The following is a 20,155-nucleotide window of genomic DNA, read 5'->3' as shown; positions in this document are numbered from 1 at the left end:
ATGACAAATCGTGATTACGCAAATCGTAAGCCTGCTCGAAAAGGTAAGAACAGCGCTCGCAAAAAGAGCTCAAGAGGGAGCGCTCCTAAGCGCTTTCCTATTCTGCTGTTGCTTATCACGCTTGCAGGCATAGGTGGCTTTGGCTATTTACTATGGATTTTAGCCAGCAGTGATGAACCGACTCCAGCCGCAGTGGTTGTAGAAAAGCCAAAACCAAAGCCTGCCAAGAAAGATCCTGACGCGCTTCCTCCTGTTCCAAAGGAAGAGTGGACCTATCTTGAAGAGCTAGAGAACAAGAAGGTCGAGGTCGATCTCCCTGAAGTCTCTGATAAACCTAAGCGTCCTTATCAGATGCAGTGTGGCTCGTTCAGAAAAGAGTCTCAGGCTAATGAGTTAAAAGCGATTATCGCTTTCCAAGGTCTAGAGGCTCAAGTGCGTAAAGTTCAAGGCAGCAGTGGCATCTGGTATAAGGTGGTGCTAGGTCCTTACGACAAGAAACGTGATGCCGAAAGGCAACGACATGTGCTGCAAAATTCTGGTACTAACGGTTGTCAGATCTGGTTCTGGGAAAGCTAAACCGCCAACCCTAATAAAAACGCTGCCTTTGCAGCGTTTTTTTATGCCTACAACCCACCGACCCCTTGATATTCAATTCACCATCCCCATATCTTTAATATCGTCAACCAGCAGGCATAATGTCGCTGGCTAGAGAAGAGGATTTATTGTGACCACTATCGTATCAGTACGCCGAAATAACCAAGTTGTTATCGCCGGTGATGGCCAAGTTTCTCTCGGTAACACCGTTATGAAAGGCAATGCTAGAAAAGTTCGTCGCTTGTACCACAACAAGGTGCTTGCCGGATTTGCTGGCGGTACAGCCGATGCATTCACCCTATTTGAGCGTTTCGAGGCTAAGCTTGAAATGCACCAAGGTCACCTTATGCGCGCCGCAGTTGAAATGGCTAAAGATTGGCGCTCAGATAAAGTTCTGCGCAAGCTTGAAGCTTTACTTGCCGTGGCCGACGCTGAATCTTCATTAATCATTACCGGTAACGGTGATGTTGTTCAGCCTGAGAATGATCTTATTGCGATTGGTTCTGGTGGCAACTTTGCCCAATCGGCAGCGACTGCACTACTTGAAAACACTGATTTAAGTGCACTCGAAATTGCTGAAAAATCGCTAACTATTGCTGGTGACATCTGCGTATTCACCAACCAATTTAAGACAATTGAAGAATTAAAGTACTAAGCGATTTATTCGTTTATACGACAAATGCTGTAAAGCATGAGGAAAGATTATGTCTGAAATGACACCACGTGAAATTGTTCACGAGCTAGATAGCCATATTATCGGCCAACAAAAAGCCAAACGTTCTGTCGCGATTGCCCTGCGTAACCGCTGGCGCCGTATGCAGCTTGCTGCCGACCTTCGTCAAGAAGTGACGCCTAAGAACATTCTAATGATTGGCCCAACCGGTGTAGGTAAAACTGAGATTGCTCGCCGTCTTGCACGCCTAGCGAAAGCGCCTTTCATCAAGGTAGAAGCGACTAAGTTCACCGAAGTGGGCTATGTCGGTAAAGAAGTTGAGCAGATCATTCGTGATCTTACCGATTCAGCTATCAAGCTAACCCGTGAAGAGCAGATCAAAAAGTGTAAATTCCGCGCCGAAGAAGCTGCTGAAGAGCGTATTTTAGATGCATTGCTGCCTAAGCCAAAAGAAGATTGGGATAGCGAAAAAGCAGATAGCAGCGCAACTCGTCAGATCTTCCGTAAGAAGCTTCGTGAAGGTCAGCTAGACGATAAAGAAATTGAAATTGATATTGCCGCACCACAAGCCGGCATCGAGATCATGTCTCCTCCTGGCATGGAAGAGATGACTAACCAGCTACAGAGCATGTTCCAAAACATGGGACCGGGTGCAAGCAAGCGCCGTAAGATGCCAATCAAAGAAGCTTATAAGCTGTTGATTGAAGAGGAAGCATCTAAGTTGGTTAACCAAGAAGACTTAAAAGAGCAAGCGATTGAGCTTGTTGAGCAACACGGTATCGTGTTCCTAGATGAGATCGATAAGATCTGTAAGCGCGGTGAATCATCAGGCCCTGACGTGTCTCGCGAAGGCGTGCAGCGCGATCTACTACCTCTTGTAGAAGGCTGTACCGTTAACACTAAACACGGCATGGTTAAGACTGACCACATCCTGTTTATCGCATCGGGTGCATTCCAGATGTCTAAGCCGTCGGATCTTATTCCTGAGCTACAAGGCCGTCTGCCAATTCGTGTTGAATTAGATGCATTATCTGCTGGTGACTTTAAACGCATTTTGACTGAACCACACGCTTCATTGACTGAGCAATATATTGCTTTGATGGGTACTGAAGGTGTCACGATCGAATTTACCGAAGACGGTATCGACAGCATCGCAGAAGCGGCTTGGCAAGTTAACGAGCGCACTGAAAACATCGGTGCACGTCGTCTACACACTGTAATGGAGCGCTTGATGGAAGAGCTTTCTTACGAAGCGTCTGACAAGTCAGGTTCTGTTACGGTTATCGATGCGGCTTATGTTAAAGCAAGCCTAGATAACTTAGTGCAAGACGAGGACTTAAGTCGCTATATTCTTTAAGCTAAGGCTAAGAATATAAGCTTAAGTTCATTGCCAATCTAATGGCAAAATTAGTGATAGCGATTAAGGACATCTACGGACTTAATCGCTATTGTGTTTCTAACACTCTTAAAATCATATCGGTTAATAGATGACTCAAGATAACAGCACACCTAATGTTTCAGCGCTAAAGCTAAAACGTAAATCTCGCCAGCTTGAGATAACTTTCGATAACGGTGAAACCCACCAGCTAAGTTGTGAAATGCTACGAGTTTATTCGCCTTCGGCCGAAGTGCATGGTCACGGTAATCCAGTACTTGTAACTCACAAGAAAAACGTCAATATCACCGCAATTGATCCTGTTGGGAATTACGCCGTTAAAATCACATTCGATGACGGCCATAATACCGGACTGTTTTCTTGGAAAGTCTTACACGACCTTGCCACTCATCAAGTGGATTTATGGGAAAAATACCTTGCTCGACTTCGCGCCGCTAAAGCTAGTCGCGAACCACTGATCGATATGGCAGTGAAGTACCACAAGTAATCCCTGTCCGCTCTAAAGAACTCAAGATCGCCTCTATCTTGGCGATCTTTTGTAAGCGCTAATAATACCGCCCCCCCAGACTCTTAGCCCGCAGTCTCGCCACAGACTTTTACTACCAGCCCAACAACACAAAACCCCGACTAAAAAGCAAGTTTTCGGTGAGCCAAATAACAATCAGTATAAGAAAAAATTGCACGTATATCGCTCGATGCGGACTAATGTCCTCTATGCATTCTCCTATGACAATTACTATCGCCTGTAATCAAAAAAGAGGATTACTCATGACTGCACATATCAGTGGCAAAGCAGGCGATTTCGCTGAAACCATTATCATGCCGGGCGACCCGCTTCGCGCAAAATACATCGCAGAAAACTTCCTAGAAGATGCGGTGGAAGTCACCAACATTCGCAATATGCTAGGTTACACAGGCTTCTATAAAGGTCAGCGTATATCTGTAATGGGTCACGGTATGGGGATCCCATCTATGGTGTTATACGCCCATGAGCTTGTCGCAGATTTTGGTGTAAAACGCATCATACGTGTGGGTAGCTTAGGTGCGACTCAGCACGATGTGAAAATCAATGACGTCATTCTAGCTCAAGCCGCAGGAACAGACTCTCCAACCAATGCTAAGCGCAGCAGTGGCTATCAGATGGCAACATCAGCCACCTTTGACCTGCTACACAAGGCCTACATGATTGCACAGCAAAAGCAGATCAACGTTAAAGTGGGTAATGTTTTTAGCGGCGACATGTATTACGACCCAGACGAAGACATGATCCCTGCCCTCGAACGTTTCGGCGTACTCGGTGTGGATATGGAAGTTGCCGGCCTATATGGTCTTGCCCACCACAAAGGTTTTGAATCACTCGCAATTTTAACGGTATCGGATCACTGCTTAACTGGCGAAGAGACCAGTGCAGAGGCTCGCCAGTTAACCTTTAATCAAATGATCGAGCTGGCATTAGAAACAGCCTGTCAGTAAATCCTAGATAAGCCGCTCGAAGCCTAGCTTCCTGCGGCTTAGTTTTTATTAGCTAGTTCTAATGATTAGTTTTAGTAATTAGCTTTTAGCTCTTGATACAGCAAAATTAGGAACCGATGATGAAAAATAAAATCTCCTTAACCTTGCTCAGCTTTCTCGCCAACTTCGTGATGGCGGGTTTTGCGACGCAATTTGGTATGCTCATTGAGCCTATTAGTGATAAGTTCTCAGCCAACGTCAATGAAGTTGCCTCAATATTCTCATTACTCAATGGTGGCGCCCTAGCTGGTACCATTGCAGCCTTCTTCTTAATTGAAAGAATCGGCGTAAAACGCATTACCCTACTGAGCTACGTCAGCATTGCCCTCAGCGCAGCGACCCTACACTTCACCAGCTCTCTGAGTGTGGTCATGATAGCAATGACAGTGATTGGCCTGTGTGGTGGTGTCGGCCTTTGTATCGCAGGTACCATTGTCGTTTCAGTTTGGAAGGACAAGATCCAAAGCACTATGTTAGTGGTACAAGATGCCACCTTTAACGTGGCTGGCGTAGTATTCCCATTGATCACTACTTATGCACTTAGCAACGCACTATCTTGGAGTTACAGTTATCTAGCCGTGGGTGTTGTAGCCCTAGCTACAGCTGCGATTGCACTGGCGACTAACTTCGAACTATGCGAAGCCAAGGGAAAGACAGAAGAAAGCGAAGACAAATCTGAGTGGAACCTTGGGATCATCAGCGGCGGTTTAGGCTTATTCCTCGGTATGTTAGCGCTTTATACTTTCCTGACTTGGGCGCCGATGTTCGTTAAGACTAAGTTCGATATCCCATTTGAAGATGCAGGCAATATCATTACCCAGTACTGGTCTGCCGCACTCGTGGGGGCACTTGTCTCAACAGTGATTGTGACTAGAGTTAAGATCCAGCACTTCCTGATGGGCGTTATTTCGCTAGCGTTTGTGATCACCAGCCTTATTGTAACCACTGAAAACCTTGGCTGGATTGGCTACTTAACCTATGGTTATGGCTTTGCTTGTGCCGCTCTGTATAACGCATTTATCGCTTACGGTGTATCGTTTGTGAAAAATGCCAGCAGCCGTAATGTGTCCTATATCTTAATTAGTGGTAGTGCCGGCGCCATGTTTAGCCCGGCAATCAGCTCACTATTTGAAAGTATCATCGGCCTACAAACTGTGATGTATGCCATTCCTGTGATCTACGGACTGATCATTGCAATGCTGCTGTTATCTAACCGCAAAAAAATGGTATTAACTCAGCAAGCAGCGTAAGACGATAAGTCACAGTAAATACACTCGAAGCTCCTAGGTGAAGTTTGCCTAGGAGCTATTCGATAAAAGCTTTTAACCCCTCTAAGTCACAAATAATCAGCCCCTCTTTCTCCCGCTTAATAAGTGACAGGTCTTCGAGTTTCTTAATTGCGCGACGATAGACTCTATCAGTTGTCGCGAATCGTTCAGCTTCTAAATAACACTTAGTAAAACCTTCCACAGGTTGGTCATTCAGGTACTGATGATATAGATCGTAAGCAATATTGTAAGCAATGGGGTAGAGCATTCGGCGGGTAAAGATATCCACCGTGTCTTGATAATCGATGGCGATCGCACTGGCAAAAAACAGTGAAAATTGTGGTGACTTAACTAATGCTTGCTGCAGTTTATCGCCATTGATAATGGAAATATCCAACGTCTCTTCGGCAATGATATCGAGTTGACATAAATAGCCAGTAAAAAACTCCATCTCACCAAATAGCTGTGAGTCGCAGGACATGGTTCCAAGCTGAAAACTACGACCATTTCGAGCTGTGTACCCCATAGAGATACGGCCTTTCTTCACAAGAATAAGCGCATTCACTTGCTGACCTTGCTCCATCAACTTATGCTGCGCCGCCACCGTTTTTGTTTCAGTAATACACTCTCGCATGATCTGCTCAATAGCGTCATGTTCTTGCTCCCACAGTGAGCGGAAGCGTCCTTTAGCGAGTGGTTTTAGCTGCATAGTGATCTAATTGAAATTCAGGCGATAGATATAGTAATTATACGCCTATGTGAGCGATAGGTAATAGCCCACCTAAACTGACGGTTTTTATTCAGACCGATAGAGAAATTTATTGGTCCCGCTAACCACATTCCCCCATACTGCTAAGGACTTTTATTGACCCCACGAACCACACTTACCCATGCCTCCATGCCTCCATGCCTCCATGCCTCCATGCCGCTAAGGGCTTTTCTTCTGCCAACTCATTGGCAAGGAGACTTCTTTCCATAATGATAGGCACAAGCTCTCGGGTTGACTCCAATCCCCTTTTAACAACCAAGTGACTAGCGCATCGCCCACTTCGGGATAACAAATCGGCTCAGGCATAGGGGATTTTAGCCAGCGGCGTAGGGCATCGGGCTCTAGACTCTGCTTCATACACTCTGCCGCCCCCAACAACTCCAGCGCTGCGACATTAGATAACTGCTCAAACTGACCGAGTAAGGGTTTTATTAATAGCTTTTTACCTAAGGTTAGCGCTTCGCTTGCCAGTTCAAATCCTGCATTACCGATTACGCCACCACAGCTAGCCATCGCCGCCTTAAAACCCTTTCGATCAAAACCATGCCACTGAATATGCTCAGGAAGAGTTTGCGAAGATTCGCTTGCATGGTAAACCAAGAAGGTATACTCACCAAAAGGCGCGAGGAACTTGACGATCTCATCGGCTGACTCAAACGGCAAGTAGACTAATATCTGATGGGCTAGCTGTTGTTCGATCTTATCGACCTCGACAAACGGCGGCAAAATGGGAAAGCCAAAATGGTGCCAATGACAACCTAGGGCAACATCCACCGGAGCAAAGTAATTTAGCATCGCATCGCTAAGCCAATTATCACCTACTTTTGGTACCGCATACTTCAATGCAGCCTGGTGACTGATCCCTATCGAGGGGATGCCTTGATTTTTTGCCGCCCAAGCGGATACCGGTTCAAAGTCATTCAATACAAGATCATAACCACTAAGATCGAGATTCTTTACGTCCCTAAAGAAACCAAACCAGGCATTATCTTTTGCAGTTTTTGCCACGCTTACCCGGCCATTCTCGGTCGCAAATGTGAGTCCAGACTGGACTCGGTACTCACCAAAACATTGCATATCAAAGAAACGTTCCGCCGTACGCCCGGAAAAGAAGAAGTCAACATCGACGCCTTGTCGCTGCAGTGCTTTTGCCATGACTCGTGCGCGACTCAAGTGGCCATTGCCTGTACCTTGAACACCATAAAGAATTCGCAAACTGCCTCCTAGATGAATTGCTGACTCAGTAAAACAGAAACAATTCCAAGAATTGCACCAGCGATTATGTCCATTGGGTAGTGAACCCCAAGCACTATACGAGCCAAACCTATAGCTAACGCCCAAGCTACGGCGATATAAAATAATTGCGGATAAATGAGGTAGATACTGGTTGCCATAACAAAGGCCGCCGCCGTATGACCAGATGGAAGACTAAACTTGTCGGCTGGCTCGAAACTGGCCGTTCCATCGCTTAAGGCGTGACATGGTCTAGGCCTACGGATCATATTCTTAAGCGCAAAATACAGTGGCAGCTCAAGAAGATATGCAGCAACCATAGTGTTTAATAACGCTTCGCCTCGACTATCTATGATTAGACATGCCACTGCTAAATATAAGTACACAGGCCCATTGCCTGATGCCGATAACCTTAATGCGAGTGTTTGCAGTCCGTGTTGTTGGCCTTGTTGCACAACATAGTAGTAGAGCTTTCTGTCAAACGACGTTATTGAAGTCATTATTTCCGCCTCCCTCTGTCTTATGATAGGAAGCTATGAAAACTCTATGACACGACGGTGACAGACTATATATAGTTTTATGACATTGAATTTATGCGAAGAATTGCATTAATAAGACAGGAGCATCTGGCAGGACCCGAACCTGTATAGAGTGAATGATTGGTCAATCTAAACCAACCTAAAGCAAAAGCAGTAGGCTGGCTTAACACAAATGATTTGGCTTATTCCGCAACTAGCTCGGAGCTATTCCGGTTACGGTATAGCTTTAGTAAGTGGTAAATGTTGATACAAGCAACAAAGGCATTCATACCTGCCACTGGCCAAGCTTCAATCGATGCGCCATAGATGACAAATAGGGTACAGCCAGTAAAGTTCAGGCATCTCAACCAAATAATGTCTTTCATCATGAGTGAAATTGCCACCATCACTGAGGCGGCATAACCAATGATTTCAATCGTATTAACAGCTTCCATAAGGCACCTTTTTTAGGCCCTATGCCTTCCCTATGCTAACTGGGGGATCCGTGCCCCTAAAGCGGGTCAAAATTAAAGTTTAAGTTAAATTATCTGATGACATGCTAACAAAAATGTTCACCAATGGTAATAAAAAAACGTCATATAATGACCTGAATCATGTTTTAGTACTTTTATTAATCAGTAAGAAGAAATATTACTACAACCAGCTCAAAGCGTGCCTTATTGGACAATTGCGTGATTGATAACGCTTTTATTTTTAAGAATCCCTTATATACTGAGTGCAATTACTTGTTTGCTCGGACTTCTGAGCATCTCTATCTATCAGGAGTGTTCTTATGGAATACAACACCTCAGAACTTTGTGACACTTATATCGATGTTGTAGATGTTGTCGAACCCATGTTCAGTAATTATGGGGGTTGTAACTCTTTTGGTGGCTCTATCAGCACCATCAAATGTTTTGAAGATAACGGTCTTATCATTGATGCAGTGCAAGAAGATGGAGAAGGCAAAGTACTACTAATTGATGGCGGCGGTTCACTACGTCGCGCTCTTCTAGATGCTAGAATTGCAGAAGCTGCGGTAGCCAATAACTGGGAAGGTATTATTGTATACGGAACAGTTCGCGATGTGGATGCACTCGAAGATCTAGACATAGGTATTCAAGCATTAGCCTCGATTCCTGTTGGCGCTGACAGCAATGCCGTTGGCGAGCTTGAGATCCCTGTTAACTTTGGTGGTGTAACTTTCCTACCAGGCGATCATGTATACGCAGACAACACAGGTATTATCCTGTCGCCAGAGCCACTAGACATCGACTAATTAGCGTCGCTGTAAACCGCTTAGTGAATAATAGCCAATCCTTTGTGATTGGCTTTTTTGTATCCGCTGGTAACCCAAGCTTGCAGCCAAAATTTAAGTGCTTAAACTAAAGGTCCTATGATGAGCTCACTATAAGAATAACAAAATGCAGTATTTAAACCTCTTCAATGCCGCTAAGCTTACCCAACTACTCAACACCCGCGAGGGTGAGACAAAACTAGGGCAAGTCGTTCAGCAACCCAAGGCTTCACAGGATTTAGCGACAAATTTAGCCCAAGCAAAATCAAACGGGGCACGCTTTGCGATTATAGGAATAGGAGAGGATATCGGTCCACGCGCAAATTTAGGTCGAGGGGGGGCAACCGATGCCTTCGATAGCGCCATGGGCCAATTCCTCAATTTACAGTCAAACCGTTTTCTCACTGGCGAACAATGCCTAGTGCTGGGTCAAGTAGATACAGATGACTTGCAACTTCCCGCTAACGCCAGTGCCGACGCTTTAAGAGACAATGTCGAGAAACTCGATCAACGAGTGATCCAGCTATTATCCGCCGTATTTAGTGAAGGTTTAGAGCCTATCGTTATCGGCGGTGGCCATAACAATGCTTACGGTTTATTGATGGCAGCAAAAGCCAGCCTTAAACGCCCGATTGCCGCAGTCAATCTTGATCCACACTCAGACTTTAGACCTAAAGAGGGTCGACATAGCGGCAACGGTTTCAGCTATGCAGCCGCATCAGGTGCACTGGCTTTTTATCATGTGCTTGGCCTGCATGAACTTAAAAATAGTGAAACCACACTCGATCAACTTAAAGCTTTTGGTGGCCAATGGCATACTTTCCAACAAATTTGGGTCCGACGAGAGCAGAGCTTAGAAAGCGCATTAAAGTGCATAGCTAAGGATCTGAATAACACTCAGCTACCGGTTGCAATAGAGTTAGATCTCGATGCTATAACCAATATGCCAAGTAGCGCTTCTACCGCCGCCGGTATACCGCTACTCGATGCCTTGTTTTACGTCAGTTATATCGCCAAGCATTGCTCAAGCGCTTACCTGCACTTAGCAGAGGCAGCGCCAAGCTGTCACGTTGCCGGAGCGGCGGCTGGTCACCGTGAAACAGGCCAAAGTATCAGTGAATTGATCTACTCCTACATCAGTGGACGTATTAATGCACTATAGCCATTAATAATTATTCAACAATGACAAATAGTGTGTTGTAATGCGCTGTCAATTTTGCGATAGCCCGCGTAATCACTCATTTTCTTATTATCATAAAGTGGATTGTTAACATTCGTCACAGACTGATAGATGAAAGATTCAGCAATCCGCTTCAATGGCTTACAATCGCACCAATTTAATTGCTTATGTATAGGAACAGATAGATGTCAGACGACCCTTCAAACAGCACTCACTTCGGTTATAAAACTGTCGAAGCTGAAAAGAAAGCCGACATGGTTGCTGGCGTATTTCATTCTGTCGCAGCAAAATACGACATTATGAATGACGTTATGTCTTTCGGTATCCACCGCATGTGGAAACGCTTCACAATCGAAAGTGCAGGCGCGCGTCCAGGCATGAAAGTATTAGATCTTGCTGGCGGTACTGGTGATTTAACGGCTAAGTTTTCTCGTATCGTCGGTGAAACAGGTCAAGTGACCTTAGCCGATATTAACGACTCGATGCTTAAGGTCGGTCGTGAAAAGCTACGTGACAAAGGTATTGTTGGTAACGTTAATTACGTCCAAGCTAATGCTGAAGCCTTGCCTTTCCCTGATAATCATTTTGATATTATCACCATCGCTTTTGGTCTACGAAATGTGACCAACAAAGATGCTGCAATTGCTTCTATGCTGCGCGTACTGAAACCTGGCGGAAAGCTATTAGTACTTGAATTTTCAAAGCCTCAGCATGAAATCATGCGCAAGGTATATGATATCTACAGCTTCAAAGTACTACCAAAAATGGGTTCTTTAATCACTAAAGATGCAGACAGCTACGAGTACTTAGCAGAGTCAATTCGTATGCACCCAGATCAAGACACCTTGAAGCAGATGATGGAAGATGCTGGCTTTGAGCAAGTCAATTATACCAATATGACTGACGGTATCGTTGCCTTACACAAGGGTTATAAATTCTGATAGGGCTCACTATGTCTCGTGACTTGTCACTACTGACTTGTGCCGCGATTGAGATCAGCTTAAACAAGCTGATCTCTCAATCTCCTGAAGATTACGCTAAGTTACGCAATCTTCATGGCAAAGTGCTATGTATCCAGCTTTCACAGCTTAACTGGCCGCTATACTTTTTGTTTGCCAAAGAGATCCAAGTCTTCTCACGCTATGAAGGCGAAGTAACGACCAAAGTCAATGCCGATGCCACCACCCTCTACCAGCTAACGGAGGGGGCAAATCTCACCGAACTGATCAAACAAGATAAGCTCAGTCTTGAGGGCGATCTCAGCCTATTACAGACATTCAGCCATTATATGCAGCAGGTTGAAGTCGATTTTGCAGAGCCCCTTTCGCACTACATTGGTGATGCGCCGACCCACTTTATTCATCAAGGCCTCAAACGGGCCAAGCAAGATGTAACTAAGGTTCTACTTAAGACTCGCTCACATCTTGGGCAACTCACCACTGAAGAGTATCGGCTTGCTCCCCATAAGCTCGAATATATCTATTTAAGTGATAGAATCGATGACTTAGCCGCCGATGTCGAGGCGACAGCTACACGGATTGACCAGCTTATCAACAGGGTAAAAACACAACCATGACAGTAAAAAGTATCAGGCGCGCTTATCACGTTATTCGTACTGCATTGCATTATGGACTGGATGATTTACTTCCCTCTAAGTTAACGCCTTGGTACTTCAAACTCTTAAGGCACAGCTTCTTTTGGCTACGAAATCAACACAAAGATAAAGTCGGTGGTGAACGCTTAAAATTGGCCATGCAGGAACTCGGGCCTGTTTACATCAAGTTTGGACAGATGCTGTCGACTCGTCGTGATCTATTATCTGATGAGTGGGCCGAAGAACTTGCTATGTTGCAAGATAGAGTGCCGCCATTTGACTCAGCTATCGCAAGGGAGTCTATCGAGAAGGAGCTTAATGCCCCAATTGATAGCTACTTTAATGACTTTGACGACACACCGCTGGCCTCGGCCTCCATCTCTCAAGTCCATACTGCCACACTGAAGTCTAATGGTGCCGCAGTCGTACTCAAAGTATTACGCCCAGATGTTGAGAAGAAGGTTCATGCAGATCTACTGTTAATGTCACAAGCCGCCGATTTTCTGGAGATGCTGCTGGGTGCCAATAACCGCTTACGTCCAGCCGAAGTGGTTGAAGACTACCGCACGACCATCGAAGGCGAACTAAACCTCAAGCTTGAAGCGCTCAACGCCATTAAGTTACGCAATAACTTTATCGACTCTAATGCACTCTACATCCCTTATATGTATGAAGAGTTATGCTTTACACGCTTAATCGTTATGGAGCGTATCGACGGCATACCAGTATCAGATAAAGTGGCACTAGAAGCCCAAGGTACTAACTTAAAACTGCTTGCTGAACGCGGCGTAGAGTTGTTCTTTACCCAAGTATTCCGTGATAACTTTTTCCACGCAGACATGCATCCAGGCAATGTCTTCGTCAGCAGAGAACATCCTAATGATCCTTTCTATATTGGTTTAGATTGCGGCATCATGGGCACGCTTACCGATGAGGATAAGCGCTATTTGGCAGAGAACTTCTTAGCCTTCTTTAACCGCGACTACCGCCGTATTGCTCAACTTTATATTGAATCAGGCTGGGTCTCTGCCGACACCGATGTGGGCGCCTTCGAACAGGCGGTAAAAGTTGTTTGTGAGCCGATGTTCAATAAGCCACTTGATGAAATATCATTCGGCCATGTACTACTAGAGCTATTTAGAACCGCGCGTCGTTTCGACATGGTGGTGCAGCCACAGCTTGTTTTACTCGAAAAAACCCTTCTGTATATAGAAGGGCTTGGGCGTCAGCTGTATCCACAGCTGGATTTATGGCAAACGGCTAAGCCCTTCTTAGAGCAGTGGATGGCCGAACAAGTTGGCCCTAAAGCCATGGCAGCAAAAGTTAAGAAGCAGCTACCATATTGGGCGGAACATTTACCTGAACTGCCAGAACTTATCTATGACAACTTAAAAATGGGTCGTGACCTATCTAAAAATCAAAACAAATTGTTAGATCGGTATCTCAAACATCAGCAAAAAGCTCATAAAAGTAACTATCTGTTGATTACATCGGCCATTTTAGTGATCTGTGGCACTATTTTGTTAAACCAAGACGCTACACTATGGGCCTCTTATGGCAGTATTGGCATAGGCATCACTCTGTGGATGCTGGGATGGCGATCGAGACCAAAGAATCGCAAAATTTAGCTAGACCTAAATAACCAAAGGTTCATAATAGAACCAGTATCTAATCAAGAGGATTCATCCATGGGTGGCATTAGTATTTGGCAACTTCTTATCATTGCTTTAATTGTCGTATTATTGTTTGGAACTAAGAAGTTACGTTCACTAGGCGGCGATTTAGGTGGTGCAGTAAAGGGCTTTAAAAACGCCATGTCTTCTGAAGAAGAGAAGAAAGCTCTAGAAGAAAACGCAACTGACAAACCAGCTGCTGACACTGCTAAAGTGACAGAAACTGCAAAAGTTGCAGAGACAGCCGAAAAAAAGGCTGAGTCTAAGGATAAAGAACAGGCGTAATCGACTATGTTCGACGGTATCGGCTTTATGGAGTTGCTGCTGATTGGGATCTTGGGCCTAGTTGTACTTGGCCCAGAAAGACTCCCAACCGCTGTGCGCTCAATCTCTAGCTGGATCCGCGCCATGAAAAAAATGGCTAACTCGGTAAAAGACGAATTAGAGCAAGAGCTTAAAATTGAGCAACTGCACTCTGATTTGAAAAATGCAGAGAGTCAGGGTTTAAAGAACCTTTCTCCAGAGTTACAGGATTCAATCGATCAATTAAAAGAAGCGGCTCAATCTGTTAATCGTCCTTATCAAGTAGAAGACGTGCCTGCGGCAAAAGAAACTCCAGCCAAAGAAGCATCGACTCCAGAGACTAGTACGACAACGAGTGCTAATTCAGACAAACCTAACGGGTAGTCCATGTCACAACAGCAGCCATTAATCAGCCATCTGCTCGAGTTGCGCACTAAGTTACTGCGAGCTATTGGCAGTGTTCTTTTGGTATTTATTTGCTTGGTATATTGGGCAAACGATATCTACCATTATATGGCCACCCCATTAATGCAAGCACTGCCTGAATCAAGCAGTATGATTGCAACGGATGTTGCTGCGCCATTTTTTGCCCCCTTTAAATTGACATTAGTTCTGTCGTTTTTTGTTGCAGTACCTTATGTCCTTTATCAAGTGTGGTCTTTTGTCGCACCTGGTCTATATAAGCATGAAAAACGTTTGGTTGTACCTCTACTAGCGAGCAGCACGCTGCTCTTCTATCTAGGTATCGCCTTTGCCTATTATATCGTTTTCCCTGTAGTCTTTGGATTCTTTACCAGCGTGGCCCCAGAAGGGGTTGAAGTAGCGACGGACATCAGCAGTTATTTGAATTTCATTCTAAAACTGTTTTTTGCATTTGGTTTAGCGTTTGAGATCCCAGTAGCGGTTATCCTACTATGCTGGGCGGGTGTTACTACCCCTGAAGAGCTAAAGCAGAAACGACCATATATAGTGGTAGGTGCATTTGTTATCGGCATGCTACTAACGCCACCGGACATCATCTCTCAAACTATGTTAGCAATCCCAATGCTAATTCTATTTGAAGGCGGTTTATTGGCAGCGCGTTTCTACAGCAAGCCAGACGAAGATGAAGATGAAGATGAAACTGAGCAGGAAAAACCTGAGTCTTAGTACTATCAATAAGTAGTATTTTCGATAAATAGTCGTGTTTAGAAAAGGTATTATCTCGTGATAACTCAACGTAGATAATACCTTTTTTGTTTTCTATTCTCCGCTCAATCAATTACTTTTGTGTTTCAATTACCTTAATAAAATGTAAAATCAATCCAAACCTATTTATACGGGATAAAGGAAGTTATTGATGATAAAAGTACACCTAGCCTTACTTACTACCGCGTCTTTAATGCTCTCGAGCGCTGCCCATGCATCCATCGAAACACAGTTAACTAAATGTGCATCAATCGGTGACAAACTCGAACGCTTAATCTGCTACGACAAGCTTTCTTCATCGCTAAGTTCAAATACTGCCATACCCAAGCAACAGCCCGTAACAGAAACTGTCACAGTGGCAGCTTCAACAGCCGCGGTTGTTTCAACTGATAGTTCACATGCCGACTTTGGTAAAGTGAAAAAGGCCGAGGCAGAAGAAGTCAGCAAGATCTATCTCGATGTTAGCAAGGTATCTAAAGATCCCTACGGCGCAATGAAAATCCACTTTAGCAACGGACAGGTTTGGAAGCAGACTGACAGCCGCTCATTTAGATTAAAAGCAGAACAAACCGTCTATATCGAGAAAGCAGCATTGGGCTCCTTTATGCTAGGCTCAGATGATCGCAACACAACCATCAGAGTAAAACGTGTAAAGTAATGCCGGAATATATGGATATAGCTGTCAACCTAGTTGGCAGCTCGCTTGAAAAAGACATTCAACGAGTCGTCGAAGATGCCGCCGCCCAGTCAGTCACCTCTATGGTGGTTATTGGCAGCCACCTCCTAGAGAGTGAGCAGGCTATCAGCCTGTGTGAACAATTCCCTCAACAGCTATATTGTACCGCAGGCGTTCACCCTCATCACGCAAGTGAATGGCAAACAGACAGTGCAGCTCTATTACGACAATTAACCCAATCTCCAAGCGTGATAGCTGTGGGCGAATGTGGTTTAGATTATAATCGCGACTTCTCCCCCAGAGATATGCAGCGTAAAGCATTTGCAGAGCAGTTAGCACTCGCTGTTGAGCTCAAAATGCCCGTGCTAATGCATGAGCGTGATGCTCATGATGATTTCCTGGCAATTTTAAAAGAATACCGTTCTGAGCTTCCTGCGGCTCTGTTGCACTGCTTTACAGGGAATAGGCAATCACTCGATGCCTATATAGAACTCGATCTCTATTTAGGAGTCACGGGTTGGGTCTGCGATGAACGCAGAGGGCAAGAGCTAGCATCCCTAGTGCCTTACATTCCTGACGAACGAATCTTGATTGAAACAGATAGCCCCTATCTATTACCAAGAAGTATGCGCCCAAAGCCAAAATCCAGTAAAAATGAGCCTAAGTATCTGCCATACATCGCTCAGTATGTTGCCGATCTAAGACAACAAGATAGTAACGACTTTGCAGAGGCAAGCTACAGAAATAGTCGCAGATTCTTTGGTTTAGACGAGTAATGAAAGGTTACTTTTTGCAACTTATCCTTATCACGTTATTTTTAGTCTCCAGTTCCCTAGCAGCTGGAGAAAGGCTTATTATCACTCAGCATAGCGCCAACAAAATTGAGTTAAAACCCCAAATCTATATTACTCAAACTCATGCTAATGCCAATATCGAGCAGCTAGTAACCTCTGCCGTGCTATGGAAAAAATATGAACCGAAAGCGATGCGGGGCATTAATGATAAAGCCTATTGGGTTAAGTTATCTCTTAGCTATGAAGCAGGTGTTTCTAGACAGCAAATTTTATCTATCGCAAATCCTCACTTAGATCATATCGAGCTCTATCACTTTAGTGGTCAAAATCTACTCAAACAATTACAAGTAGGCGACAGCTTTCCTTTCAGCCAAAGACCCATTATAAGTACTCACTTTCTGTATTCGTTTAATAACAACCAACAAGAAAGCCATGACTTCTATTTGCAAGTGAAAACGTCCGGTACATTCAATATACCAATAACCCTATGGACAAGTGATGCCTACTACCAAGATGCCGAACGGCACTCGATCTTTTATGGTTTTCAGACTGGTGTCTTAATCGCTATTGGTATCTTCAGCCTATTAATAGCCGTGACATCCCTGTCATTTAGCTATAGTTATTATGCTGGCTATGTTCTCTCCATCACCCTGTTTGTTGCATGCCTGCACGGATTAGCGTTTAGGTTTCTCTGGCCAGAATGGCCACGCATGCAAGAGTTTGCGATGCCTGCTCTACTCAGCTTATCTATGTTGTTTGCCTTCTTGTTCTCAGAGAAGGCTATGCACTTAAAATATTACAATCAGACTATGCTACGCCTCTGTCGAGTCTGCGCTGCAATGTCTGCACTGCTACTCTTTATAGGACTATTACTCAACTATTCAACAGCATTAACGATTAACATCTATTCAGTAATACTTACTAGCATAATATTAATGTATATGTCTCTCGCCCAAGCATTCAAAGGCAATAAGCTAGCCAAGCTCTTTGCTATAGGCTGGGCAAGTATGATGCTAGGAGCATTAATTTCTGGTGCAATATATCTAGGCTTGCTTCACTGGGATTTTCAAGCTAAATCCCCCTTCATGATAGGTCTAAGCATAGAGGTTATGTTTATGGCGGCTCTACTTGCGATCCGCTATAACGATGAACGCTTAGCCAAATTAAACATTCAGAAAGAAGCACTAACTCAAGCAAAGAAAGCCCAAGATGCCAAGGAAGAGGCATTACGCATCGAAGCAAGAAGTAGTGAAAAGTTATCTCAAATGGTTCAAGAACGTACCCTAGAACTAGAGATAGCCCTACGAGAACTCAATGAAGCAAATCAGAAGCTAACAGAACAGACGAGAATCGACAGTCTGACAGGCGTTAAGAATCGCGCCTCGTTCGATAAACGTATTATTGCAGAAGGACGAATAAGCCGAAGGCAGCAGACTCCACTGTCAGTTTTAATGCTAGATATCGATCGCTTTAAATTAATTAATGACTCCTATGGTCATCTGGCTGGCGACCAAGCGTTACGTGTTATTGCCGATAAATTAAAAGAAACTTTAAAGCGACCAACCGATCTAGTGTCACGTTTTGGTGGTGAGGAGTTTGCTATTATATTACCCAACACTGATAAAATAGGTGCACAGCAAGTAGCTGAGACTGTAAGAAAAGTTATCAGTGAACTGCCTATAAGCTGGGGGGAGAACAGGATCCCTCTAACTGTTAGTATAGGGGTGAGTAGCGAAATCATTACCTCGGAAGAGCATACTACTTTACTATTAGAACAAGCAGATAAAGCACTTTATCAAGCAAAGAATGACGGGCGTAATCGAGTAAGACTCTACAGCCCTAATCAAGATTAATATCACCATCGTCTGGAGCCAAATGTGAATATTATTACTAGTGCCTACCCACAACGTAGAATGCGCCGTATGCGTAAACATGAGTTTAGTCGTCGTCTTATGGCTGAAAATCAGCTATCGGTAAATGACCTAATCTACCCTATGTTTGTATTAGAAGGTAACAACCGCACAGAGCAAGTAGCTTCAATGCCTGGCGTAGAGCGCCTTTCAATAGACCTATTACTTAAAGAAGCAGAAGAGCTTGTAGAGCTTGGTATTCCTCTGATTGCATTATTCCCAGTCACTCCAGCTGAGAAGAAAACCTTAATGGCTGAAGAAGCCTATAACGCAGATGCATTAGCCCAACGCGCAGTTCGTGCGCTAAAAGAAGCATTCCCTCAGCTAGGCGTCATGACAGACGTTGCACTCGACCCATTCACAACACATGGTCAAGACGGCATCATCGATGAAACTGGCTATATCATGAATGACATCACCACTGAGATCTTGGTTAAACAAGCTCTGTCTCATGCTGAAGCCGGTGCCGATATCGTCGCTCCTTCAGACATGATGGATGGTCGTATTGGCGCTATACGTAAGGCGTTAGAAGAAGCTGGGCATGTGAATACACAGATCATGGCATACTCGGCTAAATACTCTTCTAACTACTATGGACCTTTCCGAGATGCGGTAGGCTCTGCTGGCAACCTAAAAGGTGGCAATAAGCATAGCTACCAGATGGACCCTGCAAATAGCGATGAAGCACTACATGAAGTTGCTTTAGACATTCAAGAAGGTGCTGATATGGTTATGGTTAAGCCAGGCATGCCATACCTAGATATCGTGCATCGTGTGAAGACTGAACTTGCAGTACCAACTTTTGCTTACCAGGTAAGTGGCGAGTACGCCATGCATATGGCTGCCATTCAAAACGGCTGGTTAGCTGAGAAGGCAATCGTTATGGAATCGCTACTATGCTTTAAGCGTGCTGGCGCAGATGGCATCTTAACTTACTTTGCTAAACGTGCCGCTCAGTGGTTGAAAGAAGACAGGTAAGCAACTCTTTCACTATATAGATGCTAGAAAGCCAGAGAATCTCTCTGGCTTTTTTATTTCTGTAACCCCACGTAAACGCCAGCCTCCCAACATCTGAATATAAGGTAGCCGTATTTGTGTAATTTATTACAAATCCTCTCCTAAGCCATCCATGGCATTCAAGAATAATGACTTCCTGTACCGACTCTTATCGTATAAAGAGCGGTGGCTCCTTCACAGTTGAATTTACAGTGCGACTGGAAATGACCGACGCCCCACATGGATGTGGGAAGTGTCGATTATGCACGACTGTATGGATATAGGAGGTAGAGTAACGCAGGAGCAGTTACCGAGGAGCATATAATCGCCTTCGGTTCGCGCAGCGAACACATGGGAGCGAAGAGGTTGCGCTTAATGTACGAAGTACATTGCAATCTTGTCGCGCGTAGCAGCAGTGACCGCCAAGGATGGCGGAAATGCAGTTATTGCAGGAGCAATATAACTGCCAGCAAGCTGGAGGCATTCAGCACATGGATGTGCTGAATGCCAGAAACGCATGGATGCAGTTTCTGGCCAAGCTCAACGGCGGGTCGACGTAGGGGGTAGGCATTTATGCCTAC

Annotated in this window: 22 protein-coding genes; 18 read left to right on the top strand and 4 right to left on the bottom strand. The window is 44.6% G+C overall.

Features of this window, described 5'->3' with window-relative positions; genetic code table 11:
- The 6 genes from Q1A86_RS08545 to tsgA all read left to right on the top strand — a co-directional run bounded on the left by Q1A86_RS08545 (position 1) and on the right by tsgA (position 5,425).
- Positions 1–576 (top strand): SPOR domain-containing protein, encoded by a 576-nt coding sequence (locus Q1A86_RS08545; RefSeq protein WP_299805392.1) that lies wholly within the window; start codon positions 1–3, stop codon positions 574–576.
- Between the two features lie 148 nt (positions 577–724).
- Positions 725–1,249: an ATP-dependent protease subunit HslV gene (gene hslV, locus Q1A86_RS08540; RefSeq protein ID WP_220767023.1), complete on the top strand. Its 525-nt coding sequence runs from the start codon at positions 725–727 to the stop codon at positions 1,247–1,249.
- Positions 1,250–1,298: 49 nt separating this feature from the next.
- Positions 1,299–2,624 carry an ATP-dependent protease ATPase subunit HslU gene (gene hslU / locus Q1A86_RS08535; protein WP_299805387.1) on the top strand — a complete coding sequence of 442 codons (1,326 nt, stop codon included), beginning with the start codon at positions 1,299–1,301 and terminating at the stop codon, positions 2,622–2,624.
- Between the two features lie 130 nt (positions 2,625–2,754).
- On the top strand, positions 2,755–3,150 hold the full coding sequence (locus Q1A86_RS08530) for a DUF971 domain-containing protein (protein WP_299805384.1): 396 nt from the start codon (positions 2,755–2,757) through the stop codon (positions 3,148–3,150).
- A 281-nt stretch (positions 3,151–3,431) separates the two neighbouring features.
- Positions 3,432–4,136: a purine-nucleoside phosphorylase gene (gene deoD / locus Q1A86_RS08525; RefSeq protein ID WP_299805382.1), complete on the top strand. Its 705-nt coding sequence runs from the start codon at positions 3,432–3,434 to the stop codon at positions 4,134–4,136.
- Between the two features lie 119 nt (positions 4,137–4,255).
- Positions 4,256–5,425, top strand: coding sequence for an MFS transporter TsgA (tsgA, locus tag Q1A86_RS08520; RefSeq protein ID WP_299805941.1), 1,170 nt, complete (start codon positions 4,256–4,258; stop codon positions 5,423–5,425).
- A gap of 55 nt (positions 5,426–5,480) precedes the next feature.
- On the opposite strand, the gene Q1A86_RS08515 is transcribed toward tsgA, so the two are convergent.
- From Q1A86_RS08515 to Q1A86_RS08500, 4 genes are all read right to left on the bottom strand, one after another.
- Positions 5,481–6,152 (bottom strand): Crp/Fnr family transcriptional regulator, encoded by a 672-nt coding sequence (locus Q1A86_RS08515; protein ID WP_299805379.1) that lies wholly within the window; start codon positions 6,150–6,152, stop codon positions 5,481–5,483.
- 219 nt (positions 6,153–6,371) lie between these two features.
- Positions 6,372–7,427, bottom strand: a complete 1,056-nt coding sequence (locus Q1A86_RS08510; protein WP_299805376.1) for an MJ1255/VC2487 family glycosyltransferase — start codon at positions 7,425–7,427, stop codon at positions 6,372–6,374.
- Between the two features lie 8 nt (positions 7,428–7,435).
- On the bottom strand, positions 7,436–7,948 hold the full coding sequence (locus tag Q1A86_RS08505) for a phosphatase PAP2 family protein (RefSeq protein WP_299805939.1): 513 nt from the start codon (positions 7,946–7,948) through the stop codon (positions 7,436–7,438).
- Positions 7,949–8,166: 218 nt separating this feature from the next.
- Entirely contained in the window at positions 8,167–8,418 is a 252-nt protein-coding gene (locus tag Q1A86_RS08500) for a YgjV family protein (protein ID WP_299805374.1), read from the bottom strand.
- Positions 8,419–8,756: 338 nt separating this feature from the next.
- Here Q1A86_RS08500 and rraA point away from each other — a divergent pair, with 338 nt between their 5' ends.
- From rraA to hemB, 12 genes are all read left to right on the top strand, one after another.
- The gene (rraA, locus tag Q1A86_RS08495; RefSeq protein ID WP_299805371.1) at positions 8,757–9,242 is read left to right on the top strand and encodes a ribonuclease E activity regulator RraA; all 486 of its coding nucleotides are present in this window, start codon (positions 8,757–8,759) and stop codon (positions 9,240–9,242) included.
- A gap of 145 nt (positions 9,243–9,387) precedes the next feature.
- Positions 9,388–10,422: a formimidoylglutamase gene (locus Q1A86_RS08490; protein ID WP_299805368.1), complete on the top strand. Its 1,035-nt coding sequence runs from the start codon at positions 9,388–9,390 to the stop codon at positions 10,420–10,422.
- A 203-nt stretch (positions 10,423–10,625) separates the two neighbouring features.
- Positions 10,626–11,381 carry a bifunctional demethylmenaquinone methyltransferase/2-methoxy-6-polyprenyl-1,4-benzoquinol methylase UbiE gene (gene ubiE, locus Q1A86_RS08485; protein ID WP_299805365.1) on the top strand — a complete coding sequence of 252 codons (756 nt, stop codon included), beginning with the start codon at positions 10,626–10,628 and terminating at the stop codon, positions 11,379–11,381.
- Positions 11,382–11,392: 11 nt separating this feature from the next.
- Positions 11,393–12,016: an SCP2 sterol-binding domain-containing protein gene (locus Q1A86_RS08480; RefSeq protein ID WP_299805362.1), complete on the top strand. Its 624-nt coding sequence runs from the start codon at positions 11,393–11,395 to the stop codon at positions 12,014–12,016.
- The gene (ubiB, locus tag Q1A86_RS08475; RefSeq protein WP_299805359.1) at positions 12,013–13,662 is read left to right on the top strand and encodes a ubiquinone biosynthesis regulatory protein kinase UbiB; all 1,650 of its coding nucleotides are present in this window, start codon (positions 12,013–12,015) and stop codon (positions 13,660–13,662) included. The genes Q1A86_RS08480 and ubiB overlap by 4 nt, the downstream gene beginning before the upstream one ends.
- 60 nt (positions 13,663–13,722) lie before the next feature.
- The gene (tatA, locus tag Q1A86_RS08470) at positions 13,723–13,992 is read left to right on the top strand and encodes a Sec-independent protein translocase subunit TatA (RefSeq protein ID WP_299805357.1); all 270 of its coding nucleotides are present in this window, start codon (positions 13,723–13,725) and stop codon (positions 13,990–13,992) included.
- A 6-nt stretch (positions 13,993–13,998) separates the two neighbouring features.
- On the top strand, positions 13,999–14,394 hold the full coding sequence (gene tatB, locus Q1A86_RS08465) for a Sec-independent protein translocase protein TatB (protein ID WP_299805354.1): 396 nt from the start codon (positions 13,999–14,001) through the stop codon (positions 14,392–14,394).
- A gap of 3 nt (positions 14,395–14,397) precedes the next feature.
- On the top strand, positions 14,398–15,159 hold the full coding sequence (gene tatC / locus Q1A86_RS08460; RefSeq protein WP_299805352.1) for a twin-arginine translocase subunit TatC: 762 nt from the start codon (positions 14,398–14,400) through the stop codon (positions 15,157–15,159).
- 190 nt (positions 15,160–15,349) lie between these two features.
- Positions 15,350–15,856 (top strand): hypothetical protein, encoded by a 507-nt coding sequence (locus Q1A86_RS08455; protein WP_299805350.1) that lies wholly within the window; start codon positions 15,350–15,352, stop codon positions 15,854–15,856.
- Complete coding sequence (locus tag Q1A86_RS08450) at positions 15,856–16,650, top strand: TatD family hydrolase (protein ID WP_299805348.1); 795 nt, start codon at positions 15,856–15,858, stop codon at positions 16,648–16,650. The genes Q1A86_RS08455 and Q1A86_RS08450 overlap by 1 nt, the downstream gene beginning before the upstream one ends.
- The gene (locus Q1A86_RS08445) at positions 16,650–18,521 is read left to right on the top strand and encodes a diguanylate cyclase (protein ID WP_299805345.1); all 1,872 of its coding nucleotides are present in this window, start codon (positions 16,650–16,652) and stop codon (positions 18,519–18,521) included. Before Q1A86_RS08450 ends, Q1A86_RS08445 begins: the two co-directional genes overlap by 1 nt.
- A gap of 24 nt (positions 18,522–18,545) precedes the next feature.
- Complete coding sequence (gene hemB / locus Q1A86_RS08440; protein ID WP_299805343.1) at positions 18,546–19,556, top strand: porphobilinogen synthase; 1,011 nt, start codon at positions 18,546–18,548, stop codon at positions 19,554–19,556.
- The last annotated feature ends 599 nt before the right edge of the window (positions 19,557–20,155 follow it).

It is taken from the genome of uncultured Shewanella sp., assembly GCF_947497935.1.
GTDB lineage: Bacteria > Pseudomonadota > Gammaproteobacteria > Enterobacterales > Shewanellaceae > Shewanella.
The sequence above is the reverse complement of the archived record's forward strand: the minus strand, read 5'-3'. Positions and strand labels throughout refer to the sequence as shown.

What these genes read in the sequence shown, in the direction of transcription:
- Q1A86_RS08545 (WP_299805392.1), top strand. Translation starts at nt 1, where the DNA reads ATGACAAATCGTGATTACGCAAATCGTAAGCCTGCTCGAAAAGGTAAG.
- hslU (WP_299805387.1), top strand. Translation starts at nt 1,299, where the DNA reads ATGTCTGAAATGACACCACGTGAAATTGTTCACGAGCTAGATAGCCAT.
- Q1A86_RS08530 (WP_299805384.1), top strand. Translation starts at nt 2,755, where the DNA reads ATGACTCAAGATAACAGCACACCTAATGTTTCAGCGCTAAAGCTAAAA.
- deoD (WP_299805382.1), top strand. Translation starts at nt 3,432, where the DNA reads ATGACTGCACATATCAGTGGCAAAGCAGGCGATTTCGCTGAAACCATT.
- tsgA (WP_299805941.1), top strand. Translation starts at nt 4,256, where the DNA reads ATGAAAAATAAAATCTCCTTAACCTTGCTCAGCTTTCTCGCCAACTTC.
- Q1A86_RS08515 (WP_299805379.1), bottom strand. Translation starts at nt 6,152, where the DNA reads ATGCAGCTAAAACCACTCGCTAAAGGACGCTTCCGCTCACTGTGGGAG.
- Q1A86_RS08500 (WP_299805374.1), bottom strand. Translation starts at nt 8,418, where the DNA reads ATGGAAGCTGTTAATACGATTGAAATCATTGGTTATGCCGCCTCAGTG.
- rraA (WP_299805371.1), top strand. Translation starts at nt 8,757, where the DNA reads ATGGAATACAACACCTCAGAACTTTGTGACACTTATATCGATGTTGTA.
- Q1A86_RS08490 (WP_299805368.1), top strand. Translation starts at nt 9,388, where the DNA reads ATGCAGTATTTAAACCTCTTCAATGCCGCTAAGCTTACCCAACTACTC.
- ubiE (WP_299805365.1), top strand. Translation starts at nt 10,626, where the DNA reads ATGTCAGACGACCCTTCAAACAGCACTCACTTCGGTTATAAAACTGTC.
- Q1A86_RS08480 (WP_299805362.1), top strand. Translation starts at nt 11,393, where the DNA reads ATGTCTCGTGACTTGTCACTACTGACTTGTGCCGCGATTGAGATCAGC.
- ubiB (WP_299805359.1), top strand. Translation starts at nt 12,013, where the DNA reads ATGACAGTAAAAAGTATCAGGCGCGCTTATCACGTTATTCGTACTGCA.
- tatA (WP_299805357.1), top strand. Translation starts at nt 13,723, where the DNA reads ATGGGTGGCATTAGTATTTGGCAACTTCTTATCATTGCTTTAATTGTC.
- tatB (WP_299805354.1), top strand. Translation starts at nt 13,999, where the DNA reads ATGTTCGACGGTATCGGCTTTATGGAGTTGCTGCTGATTGGGATCTTG.
- tatC (WP_299805352.1), top strand. Translation starts at nt 14,398, where the DNA reads ATGTCACAACAGCAGCCATTAATCAGCCATCTGCTCGAGTTGCGCACT.
- Q1A86_RS08455 (WP_299805350.1), top strand. Translation starts at nt 15,350, where the DNA reads ATGATAAAAGTACACCTAGCCTTACTTACTACCGCGTCTTTAATGCTC.
- Q1A86_RS08450 (WP_299805348.1), top strand. Translation starts at nt 15,856, where the DNA reads ATGCCGGAATATATGGATATAGCTGTCAACCTAGTTGGCAGCTCGCTT.
- Q1A86_RS08445 (WP_299805345.1), top strand. Translation starts at nt 16,650, where the DNA reads ATGAAAGGTTACTTTTTGCAACTTATCCTTATCACGTTATTTTTAGTC.